General features: G+C 63.7%; 10 protein-coding genes. All 10 read right to left on the bottom strand.

The window, feature by feature from the left end:
* On the bottom strand, positions 1 to 987 hold a 987-nt coding region (locus IE274_RS38845), incomplete at its 3' end, for a beta-ketoacyl-ACP synthase III (RefSeq protein WP_190120670.1).
* On the bottom strand, positions 984 to 2,078 hold the full coding sequence (locus IE274_RS38840; RefSeq protein WP_229910118.1) for a fatty acid desaturase family protein: 1,095 nt from the start codon (positions 2,076 to 2,078) through the stop codon (positions 984 to 986). The genes IE274_RS38840 and IE274_RS38845, both read right to left, overlap by 4 nt.
* Positions 2,075 to 3,034 carry a VlmB-like protein gene (locus IE274_RS38835; RefSeq protein WP_190120669.1) on the bottom strand — a complete coding sequence of 320 codons (960 nt, stop codon included), beginning with the start codon at positions 3,032 to 3,034 and terminating at the stop codon, positions 2,075 to 2,077. Before IE274_RS38835 ends, IE274_RS38840 begins: the two co-directional genes overlap by 4 nt.
* Positions 3,031 to 3,522 carry a flavin reductase family protein gene (locus tag IE274_RS40525; RefSeq protein ID WP_372447299.1) on the bottom strand — a complete coding sequence of 164 codons (492 nt, stop codon included), beginning with the start codon at positions 3,520 to 3,522 and terminating at the stop codon, positions 3,031 to 3,033. The genes IE274_RS38835 and IE274_RS40525 overlap by 4 nt, the downstream gene beginning before the upstream one ends.
* A 38-nt stretch (positions 3,523 to 3,560) precedes the next feature.
* A complete protein-coding gene (locus IE274_RS38825) occupies positions 3,561 to 4,043 on the bottom strand; it encodes a hypothetical protein (protein WP_190120667.1) in 483 nt (160 codons plus the stop codon).
* A complete protein-coding gene (locus tag IE274_RS38820) occupies positions 4,043 to 4,543 on the bottom strand; it encodes a type II toxin-antitoxin system RatA family toxin (RefSeq protein WP_229910117.1) in 501 nt (166 codons plus the stop codon). The genes IE274_RS38825 and IE274_RS38820 overlap by 1 nt, the downstream gene beginning before the upstream one ends.
* A 7-nt stretch (positions 4,544 to 4,550) precedes the next feature.
* Positions 4,551 to 5,846: an aspartate aminotransferase family protein gene (locus IE274_RS38815; RefSeq protein WP_190120665.1), complete on the bottom strand. Its 1,296-nt coding sequence runs from the start codon at positions 5,844 to 5,846 to the stop codon at positions 4,551 to 4,553.
* Between the two features lie 7 nt (positions 5,847 to 5,853).
* Positions 5,854 to 6,993, bottom strand: a complete 1,140-nt coding sequence (locus IE274_RS38810; protein ID WP_190120664.1) for an acyl-CoA dehydrogenase family protein — start codon at positions 6,991 to 6,993, stop codon at positions 5,854 to 5,856.
* Between the two features lie 32 nt (positions 6,994 to 7,025).
* Entirely contained in the window at positions 7,026 to 8,690 is a 1,665-nt protein-coding gene (locus IE274_RS38805; RefSeq protein WP_190120663.1) for an aldehyde dehydrogenase family protein, read from the bottom strand.
* A gap of 190 nt (positions 8,691 to 8,880) precedes the next feature.
* Positions 8,881 to 9,816, bottom strand: coding sequence for a bifunctional lysylphosphatidylglycerol flippase/synthetase MprF (locus tag IE274_RS38800; protein WP_198898085.1), 936 nt, complete (start codon positions 9,814 to 9,816; stop codon positions 8,881 to 8,883).
* Positions 9,817 to 9,868: the final 52 nt, after the last annotated feature.

Genomic DNA, 9,868 nt, shown 5'->3' with positions numbered 1-9,868 from the left:
CCAACGAGCGGACAAGCCAACAGTCACACCATCAACCACTTCTGTTAGGACCTCTAAGACCGTGCGCTGGCCCGCTCGCAGGGTGCCGGCTGAGGCGGCGTCGACCAGGGTCAGAGGCACGGACGCGGCGGCTGTGTTGCCCACGCGGTCCAGGTGGACCGGGAAGCGTTCTGGGGGGACGCCGAGGTGGCTGGCTACCGCTTGCATGATGCGCAAGTTGGCTTGGTGAGTGACGAATACCTCGACGTCGTCAAGAGTCCAGTTGGCGCCCTCGATGGCGGTTGAGATGGCTGTGCTCATGCGCTCGACAGCGTGGCGGAAGACGGCTTTGCCCTGCATACGGAAGTAGGGGTCGGACCTGGCGATGTTCTCTGCCCGGAGCGGCTGGCGTGAACCCCCTCCGCCCACCATGATCATGTCAGCGCCTGTTCCGTCGCTCCCCAGCGTGAACGGGCCGAGGGCACCGGGTTCCTCCGGCGAGCCGGCGCGCAGGTACGCAGCACCGGCTCCGTCACCGAAGACGCAACGCGTCGTGCGGTCTTCAGGGTCGAGAATGCTGGAGAACGTGTCCGCCCCAATGACGAGCGCGGTGCGCACCGTTCCCGCGGCGATGAGGCCCTCAGCGACGGCCCCCGCATACAGGAAGCCCGCGCACACCGCTGCCACGTCGAAGGCGGGCACGGTTCCCAGCCCCAGTTTCGCGGCAACCATAGGAGCGGTGGCCGGGCAGGGGTGATCCGGTGTCGTGGTGGCCACGATGACGCAGTCCGCCCGGTCGGTCGCTGCGGACTTCAGCGCCCGTCGGCCGGCCTCGATGGCCAGGTCTGACGTGGCGATGCCGGGCCCGGCGATGTGGCGCTGTCCGATTCCGGTTCGGCGGCGTATCCACTCATCCGAGGTGTCCAGTTGGCGGGCGAGACGGTCGTTGGTGACGACCTGGGGCGGCAGCCAACTGCCCAGCCCACTCAGGACTGCTGCTTGCCTCATTGAGCGCCTCCACGAGCCTTCGTGAGGGAATCCGCGCGTTCTGGTACCTGGTGGCTGACCATGGTGAGGAACCTTGTGATGTCGCGGTAGGAGCGCAGCGGCGAGGTCTCCGTGTAAGGCAGACCGTGGGTAAGGACGTACCGTTTCACGAGGGGTTGAGCTTTGTGCAGGCTCCTGCGGGGCATCGTGGGGAACAGATGGTGCTCGATCTGGTAGTTCAGCCCGGCATAGAAGAAGTCCGTGAGCCGGTTGGGGGCGAGGTTGCGGGAGCTGAGGACCTGGCGCGGCAGCCAGTCCTGTTCTTCCTGCTGCCCGTCGCGGAGCGGCATCCCTTTGTGGTTCGGTGCGAACAGCAGGCCCACGTACACGCCGAAGAGGCCCTGGTGCACGGCCAGGAAGGAAACGGCCAGACCGAGTGGGAGTGCGCTGAACAGCAGGGTCAGGTAGGCGACGAGATGTGTGGTGCACAGGATCAGGTCGGTGGTGGCTTTCCTCATTGCGGCGTATCGGTAGGCGGCTATGTAGCCTGCCAGGTTCAGGCGTAGCCCTTCGAGTGGGATGAGCACGTAGAACATCCACCCCTGGTGGCGGATGATGAAGCGTTTGACGGTGCCCTTCTTCCTGGCGTGGTGTGCCGGGTCGAAGATGACCTGGCGGCGCTGGATGTCGGGGTCGAGCGAGAGGTGGTTGGGGAAGTTGTGGTGCTTCGTGTGGTGCCCGATCCACCAGTGAAAGTTTGTTCCTGTCAGTACATTGGCGTGGAGGTAGCCGACGAGATTTGCCACCTTGCGGGTACGGCCGATCTGGCGGTGCCCCGCGTCGTGCCCGATCACGCTGGTCTGCCCGAAGCAGAAGGCCAGGCAGGCGGCGGTGGCGAGCTGCCACCAGCTGTCGCCGAGGAGGGCGAAGGCCGTCCAGGCCGCTGCCAGCATCCCCAGATTCGTGAAGATCTTGAGCGTGTAGTAGAGCGGCTGTGGTTCCAGGAGCCCCGCCGCTTTAACCAGCTGCGTGATGTCCTTCATGTTCGCTGGCTGTGTGGGGGAGGGGCGGTGGCTGTGTGCGGGCGGCTCGGCCATCTCGGGAATGTTCATGGGGTGCCCTCGAGGCCCGCGAACGCCAGCCGGACGCTTTGCATGCGCTGTGCCCACTGCTGTCCTGTAGTGATGCGTTCTCGTGCCGAGGTGTCGGCCAGTCGGCGGCCGGGCCATACCTGGTAGTCACCGAGGAGATGGCTGTGTTCGTCGATGCCTTGCTGGAAGAGGTTTTCACGTCTGAGCAGTTGGTCATCAACCGGCAGCGAGTCCCACAGGGCGAAACCCTCGTGCATGAGTCGCAGGAGGCGCTTCTTTTCCTGGGGGTGGGCCAGGAGGTGCTCACGGATGATGGAGCTGCCCACGGTGAGGTGGCGGATCTCGTCGATGCCGGCTCCTCGCTCGATGTCCGCGGCGGCTGGGTCGAAGATGCGCCACTTTTGTTCGCTGAGCTCTGCTGCGGGGGCCAGCACGCCTTCAACCAGCACGGTGAGGGCCAGCACACCGCCGATGAAGTCCCCTTCGTCGCGCAGGATGCGCAGTCCGAAGGCCTCCAGGGGATCCAGGATTGCGTCGCTGTCCTGCTTCGCCAGTTCCTGGATCTCCTGATGCAGCCTTTCCTCGCTGACGCCCAGGTCCAGCAGATGGCTGCGGAACACCATCGCATGCCGTGCCTCGTCCAGGAGCTGGGTGGCGTAGAACTCCAGGCACGCCAGGTCGGGGGCGAGTGCCACGAGGTGGCCGATGACGCGGGTAGCTTTCTCTTCGGCGAGAGACCGGTAGGCCAGCTCCTCTTTGAGCGCGGTGTTGAGCGGACCCGGTGTGCGCATCATCGCTAGCGGCTGCACGTGGTCTGCATGCCCCATCACGTGACCCTGGAGCGTGCCGTGGGGAACGGAGGCGAGCCAGTACTTCAGATCGCATTGTGCGGCCGTTAGTTCGACGCTCATGGCGCCGTCCATCAGGGAAGGCGCTCGTTCCCAGTCTGCCTCGACGGGGACGTCTGCAGTCGTCATGGGTGACTCCCTCGTGCCGTGGTGGTGCCGGATAGGTCAGCGTGTAGTGCACCGGTGAAACCGATCAGAGGCGGTCCGCTGCCGGGAATGCCTGCCGTCACGGTCGCGATGACCAGGACGTGGTCTCTGAGGGACGCCGTCTGGTCCACCCGGCACTCCAGCCAGGAAGTGGCCTGCCTCAGGCGTGGGATGCCAGCCGCCTGGGCCCATGTGTCGGGTGGTAGCTGGCTTGTCTCCCTGGACCGGCGGCGTCGCGCGAAGTGCTGGGCCAGACTCGCTTGGTCTGCCGCCAGGGCATTGGCGGTGAACGCCTCTGCCGTCAGCAGCTCGCTGAGTGACTTGCTTGCCCGACGCAGCGCTACCGAGACCATGGGACAGGTACCGGGGACGGGGGTCAGGGTGCTGACCGTCACTCCCGCAGCTCCACCGGGGGCATCGAAGGTGAGGACCGTGATTCCGGCGGCGAAGCGCTGCAGTGCGTGGGTCATTACGCTGCCGGACGCCGACTGGTGGTGTGCCGCGCCGGTCATGAGGCGTCTCGCGCGGGCCGGCGGTGACTGGTCTGATGGGCCGTCGAAAATTCGCGGCGGAACCGGTGGTATGCGGGATGCTGGTGTGGTTCGAAGCGCACGCCGAAAGGTTTGAGGAAATTACCGAACAGGGCCCTGTCGCCGCACAGGTGAATCGCGAGGGTGAGCAGTGCCCATTCGGGGCCGAGCAACGCCATCCACAGCAGGGCGACCAGTGCCTGGGTGAGCATGCTGTGCGTGACGTTGTAGGCGATGTAGTAGGCCTTGTGGAGGTCACCCGTGGAGCTCCGGCGCATCTGGATGGCTCCGGGGAGGTAGCCGATCAGGTCGATGTACACGAACAGTCCGATAGCCGGCTCCCAGCGGACGTCGTGAAGGTGACTGAGGAACAGTGTCAGGGCGACGAGGAGCCCCAGGGCGTACTCCGCACGCACGAGTGCCGCCGTGGTCGGTGTCATGAACAGGTTCTTGGCGTCCATCAGGGCACCTGCGCCACGTGGCCGGGGACAGGCAGGGCAGTGGCTGTGACGGCTCTGGCGAGCAGCGGATCGCCGATGACCGCGCCGTGGTTGTCAAAGAGTCCCAGCACGACCCGGGCGATGGTTTCCTTGATTACTCGTTCGGCGACCGGGTCGAGGATCCCTGCCATGCTAGGGATGCCGAAATCGAAGTCGGCTGCAAAGCGCACTCGGCATCCGGTATCACTGCTGATGATGTGCCACGTGCCGGCGAAGGAGTCGAAGTCACCGTCGGTCTGGCGAAAGGAGATGCGGTGTTCGTGGGGGTGGAAATCGTCGGCTTCGGTCCAGCGCAGGATGCCGTTGCGGAAATAGACTTCCCAGTCACTCTTTTGCTGGCCGTCCCCAAGGGGGTGGACGGTGACAGTGCGGACCACGGAGGCCAGCTCGGGATAGCGCGCGAAGTCGCTCACCTGCGCGTATCCCGCAGACGGCGAGACGTTCGGCAGGTCGACCAGCACGTGGACGCTACGCACAGCGGGTGGCACCTCCTGAGATCGGCGCGTATTGGCGTGCGAGGGCGCGACACGAGTGGTCGAACGCTTCACACAGGTATTGGATGTCAGCGGGGCTCAGCACGGCTGGAGGGGTGAAGCGCAGCACCTGGGAGGAATTGAGTGAGTGGTTCGCGATGACACCGTGGGAGATCAGCTCGATGAGCAGGTCTCCCGCGGGGCCGGGTATGGCGAACTCGATGCCGATGAGCAGGCCGCGGCCGCGTACCTCCACCACGATGCCGTCGCCCAGGTGGTGTTGGGCGATGGTGCGCAGGCGCGCCAGCAGCTCGTCTCCAAGGACCCGGGCCCGCTCCACGAGATGGTCCTCCTCCAGGGCCGTCAGCACGCCGCGTACGGCGGCCATGGCCAGAGGCAGGCCGGAGAAGGTCGAGGTGTGTATGTAGGGGTCCTTGTCGAAGGCGGCGAACGCCTCCGGTCTCGCGAGCACGGCGGAGACGGGTAGGACGCCGCCGCCGAGCGCTTTGCCGCTGAGCAGGATGTCCGGGGTCAAACCCTCGGCGTCGGCGCCCCACCAGGAGCCCAGCCGCCCCAGCCCGGTCTGGATCTCGTCCAGCACAAAGCACGCGTCGTAGGCGCGGCACAGTTCCTGCACACTGCGCAGATATCCGTCCGGCGGCAGGACAACACCAGCCTCACCCTGGACCGGCTCGACCACGAAGCATGCCCGTCCGGGCAGGGTCTCCAACACCGCTTGGAGTGACTCGGCATCACCGTAGGGGACATGGCGGACGCATGGCAGCAGCGGATGGAAGGGGTCCCGGTACTTGGCCGCGCCGGTCAGACTGAGCGCTCCCATGGTCTTGCCGTGGTAGCCGCTGTGCGTGGCGATGAGCTGATCCCTGCCCGTACTGCGGGCGATCTTAATAGCGGTTTCGACGGCTTCCGCGCCAGAGCAGGCGAAATGCACGCGCTCGAGTCCCGCGGGGGCCTTGCTCACCAGGGCATCCGCGGCCAGGGCCGCCTGCGGCTCCAGCAGGACACGGCTGGCCACAGGGTGGCGATGGAGCTGCTCCTGGACGTAACGCACCACCGTGGGGTGCCTCGCCCCCATCAACAAGACCCCGTATCCGCCGCAGTTGAGAAAGCGTCTGCCTTCTTGGCTGGTAATCCAGGCCCCCTCGGACTCCACCTCGACATGCCCGCCGAAGAGTTCCCCCAAGGTGGCGCGGCCCTTGCTCAGCCGCGTCCGGTACAGGCGGCCGATCTCGTCCCGGTTCACAGCGCTCGTAATAATTGGTGCGGTCATGACACTCCTATGACAGTCGGAGAGGCCCGCCGGCCGCGTAGTCGAGGTAGGGAGCTGCGAAGCTGCTGCGCGAGGGCGGATGGAAGCCCGCCCCATGCGACGCAGCGGCCAGGTAGGCGATGTCCCCTGACCTGATGTAGGCCAGGCCGCCCAGCAGCTCTACGGCCTGGCGGACCGTTGCCCCGATGGCGTCCTGCGCGCCGTAGCGCGCCACCAGCGCCTGGACGAGTACTGAAGGGCCCGAGTCGCCGTCCACGAGCATGCGGGCTGTCCTCTCCAGGAGCAGCGTCGCCGTCTCGAGCCGCATAGACAGCTGGGCCCGCTCCGATGCTGTTCCGCCCGGTCCGTTCATGACCCGCTCGACGAGCTGGCTGGCTATCCCGAGATACGACGCGGTGATGAGCAGTTCGAACCAGACGAAACCCGTGCTTTGCAGGGTGTCGAGGCTCACCGCGTCATGGGCGGGATCGGTGCGCATGATGTGCTCGTCCTGCACCAGGACATCGGTGAGCACCACTTCGTCACTCTGCGCCCCTGCCAGCACCCAGCTCGCCCAGAAGGGGCGCACCGCCAGGCCCGGCGCGTCACGGGGCACCAGGGTCACTGCTGTGGTGTGACCGCCGTTTCCATCAGGGATGACGACGCTTGCCGTGAGGAAGTCCATGGCACCCGACAAACTGCAGGGCTTCTTCGATCCGCGCAGCAGGTAGCCGTTCCTGGTGGCCTGCAGCTCCATGGTGGGTTCCAGGATGCCCTGGCCCGGCTGGCCTTCGGCGAAGCCGGACGCGACGAGCAGATTCTGCTGGGAGATTTCCTTGAGGCGTTTGCCTAGACCTCCCGCGCCTCCGAGACTGTCAGCAAAGCATGACAGGGTAGCCACGGAGAAGTGATGCATGGTCGTCGCGACCGCCAGCGACGGCGCGGCGGAGGCCAGGGCACGTGTCACTTCTAAAGCTTGGAGCGGACCGGCGCCACGCCCCCCGAGGGAATCCGGGATCACCAGACCGGGACCACCCATTTTTCGGAATAGCTCAATGCCGGGACTATCGGGACGCTCAAGGGCATCGAGCGGGTAGTCGGACAGCGCCTCGAGGAGTCCGGGCAGGAACAATTCACAGGTGCGACGTGCCGAATCTAGCGAACGCATTCTTCGCCCCTTCTGCAGAGTGATGAGATCGCTTAGTCCGTGCCGAATACTTTTCTCCACGCATCGAAGACTGCCTCCCGCGGACGGGAACCCGCGCTGATGCTTACTCCCTGGACATGGGAGGTGCGGAGCATGGGGTAGTTGGCCTCACCAAAAACTCCGCCGGTAAGCCCTGTTCCACCGTGCGTCGGCAGGCCGGCCAGAAACGAAATGTGCGAGTCATTCACCTTCAGTAACCCGCCGTTGACCGTTTCGTTGACAAACCGGTCTACTACTGCAGTGTCCCTTGCCCAGACAGAGTTACGCAGCCCGCATTCGTTCGAGTTCACATACGCGATGAATGCGTCCAGCAGTTCAGGGTCGGGTGCGCTTTCTGCAATCACGAGCGGAAGCAGGGGGAAGAAGGTTTCCTGCCGTACCGCGTCCACCTCTCTGGCCTTGCTGAGACCGTTGACGGAGATCACAGTGGGCTCCAAGAAGATCCCATGCGGGTCTCGGCTTCCATCGTCCTGCATGGCATGTCCACCACAGATCAGCTCGGCTCCCTTGGAAAGGGCGTCGTCGAGGCAGCGGAAGAACTTTTCATTTCGCAGGACGGGAGTCAGCAGAACGTCAGCTTCATCCGGATAGCCGGGCCGGATATTTCCAATCTCCCCGAGGAGTTTCTCGATGAGTGCGTCAGCGACTTCCGGGTGAACCAACACTTGATTCGGGATCATGCACAGTTGGCCCGAGCCATAAAAACTCTCGCTGAGCGCCTCGGCCGCCAGATCAACGTCAGAATCTTTCCAGACGGCCACGATATCATTGCCGGCCAGCTCAAGAATCGGCTTCTTCCCGGCACTGATGCAACGCTGCTCGAACCGCAGGCCGTTCTCGCTGTTCCCGAAGTACATGATGTCGTTCACTGACGGTTCTTCTAGCCAGGTGGAAAGCATCGGGCCGGGGTCGCCGCAGAGTGCGTTGAGTGTGCCAGGCGGAGCATCAATCTCATCAAGCACCGGTGCCACCACATCCTGGAGCACGTACATGACTCCTAGCGGGGCACCGCGCGGGGCACGGATGACGAGCGTGTTTCCCGCCATGAGTGACGTCACCGCAAGCAGGGCACTGGAAAGCGGGGCGTTCTGAGGCGGATTGACACACACCACACCGTCTGGCCGCCGCCGGATCTGTATCCTCCTCCCGTCGCGGTGAAGCTCTTGCAGCATCTGTGAACGATAGAATTGGATGGATTCCGCCGAGAAGCACTCCAGCATGCCCGAGACCTGCCACCGGGCGAGAGGCAGCGGATTCCCTTCTCGCACCAGGATTTCAACGATCTCTTCAGCCTGTCTGACGAGGCGTTCATACAGCAGGGCACCGAACCGTTCCAGCCGCACCTCCAGCGGGAACGCCCTCCACCGCGGAGCGGCAGCAGCCGCCGCGCTGACCGCCTGCCGCACCAAGGCGCGGTCGGCCTTGGCGACGCGCCCGCAGATCGACTCCGGGTAACGTTCAACTCTCACCCGCCCCTGTTCGAGATTGCGTTTGAGCGCGAGGCTGGCAAAAACGTCATCCAACACCGAACGGGAATCTAATACATAGACCCATTCGGTGGATTCTGATGAAGCTGAGCGGCCATTGATATAAGAGTGGTAGCTTCGCAGATTCCTGTCACTTGCGAATTGCCCTGCGGAATTGCCGAGTTTAGACATCAAGTTGATCACTCCTCCGGGTTCGCTGGAGAGATATACGGAAAGCTGCGAGGGGATGGTGCAGGCTTCGAGTCTGATACGTCACCACATAGTAAAGGGCCGGCATCTGGGTCGCATTCCAGTATGCCCAGGAAGGACCGGAGTGCTTCCTCGTAGCTTAATTGAATCCGGCACGCCGGGCCCGCCGCCGCTACACGGCTCCGACGGTTCGGAGTAGATTCCATATCGCCCCGATTCGCACCCGGCCCTGTGATGCCATGTACTCAGGATCAATGGACTGAGGGCGCCATTTCAGCTTAAATGCTTCCTGCGCCCCGGAAGGGTAGATGAGGCTCCCCTTTTTTCGTAAGAAGGAGAGAGCCTTATGAGTGGCCGGACTCGCGGGATTCGGGATGTCCTCAAATTCCTTCATCTGTGCGAAAGGGGTGAAGCCGAGATGAACCCATGAGTACCCTTCGGCGCGAAATGCGGCAAGTGCATTCGAAAAAATCATCTCAATGGTTCCGGGAGGCGCACTGGGCAGCCTGCGCGTGAGGTCATACAGCCACCCTGGCCGGTGACCGAAAACTGGCGAGTAAGACACGTACGCGATCATTTCGCTGCCGTGCATCGCCGCAAACACCCGCCGATACGAAGCACCCGGCCCCTCGCGCTCGCCGACGAGGAAGTCAAGCTTCTTGGCATGTTGGCCCTTGGACGCAAGCCACCTTTCGTCTATGCGATCGAGAGCGGCTTTCAGGGCGGGCGTTCCCTGCAGTTCAGCATGATCGACCTCTTTCACAAAGATACCCTCCCGAGAGGCCCTGTTGATCATGCTGCGGACTCTGCTCATCCGGTTTCCTCGGAGGGTGTAATCCGTGATATCGAGGCTGAATGATGCCCCGATTTGATTGATGATAAAGCCCATCTTGGCGTATATCTCAGCCTCCTCTCTGGAGATTTGCACCGCCATCACATGCCGTCTCTCGTGGCGGGCAAATTCGACCAACTCGGCAATCATCTGCTGGCGATCGCCGGGATCGCAGATAGGCCCGCAGAGCCCGATGAGATTCCGGCGCCCACTCATCCGATAGGCCAGGAATCCGTCAACATTCTGAGAGTTGAGATATTTTGTTCCGGAGTTCATTGAGCTTCTTCGATGTGGCCACCGTTCGAGTGACGGTCTGTGAAGCGCAACG

Source organism: Streptomyces flavofungini, from assembly GCF_014650815.1.
In the GTDB taxonomy this organism is placed as follows: Bacteria; Actinomycetota; Actinomycetes; order Streptomycetales; family Streptomycetaceae; genus Streptomyces; species Streptomyces flavofungini.
Note: the sequence above shows the minus strand (reverse complement) of the source record. Positions and strands in the feature narration are given on the sequence as shown.

What these genes read in the sequence shown, in the direction of transcription:
- IE274_RS38815 (WP_190120665.1), bottom strand. Translation starts at nt 5,846, where the DNA reads ATGACCGCACCAATTATTACGAGCGCTGTGAACCGGGACGAGATCGGC.
- IE274_RS38800 (WP_198898085.1), bottom strand. Translation starts at nt 9,816, where the DNA reads ATGAACTCCGGAACAAAATATCTCAACTCTCAGAATGTTGACGGATTC.
- IE274_RS40525 (WP_372447299.1), bottom strand. Translation starts at nt 3,522, where the DNA reads ATGACCCACGCACTGCAGCGCTTCGCCGCCGGAATCACGGTCCTCACC.
- IE274_RS38810 (WP_190120664.1), bottom strand. Translation starts at nt 6,993, where the DNA reads ATGCGTTCGCTAGATTCGGCACGTCGCACCTGTGAATTGTTCCTGCCC.
- IE274_RS38840 (WP_229910118.1), bottom strand. Translation starts at nt 2,078, where the DNA reads ATGAACATTCCCGAGATGGCCGAGCCGCCCGCACACAGCCACCGCCCC.
- IE274_RS38825 (WP_190120667.1), bottom strand. Translation starts at nt 4,043, where the DNA reads ATGGACGCCAAGAACCTGTTCATGACACCGACCACGGCGGCACTCGTG.
- IE274_RS38805 (WP_190120663.1), bottom strand. Translation starts at nt 8,690, where the DNA reads ATGTCTAAACTCGGCAATTCCGCAGGGCAATTCGCAAGTGACAGGAAT.
- IE274_RS38835 (WP_190120669.1), bottom strand. Translation starts at nt 3,034, where the DNA reads ATGACGACTGCAGACGTCCCCGTCGAGGCAGACTGGGAACGAGCGCCT.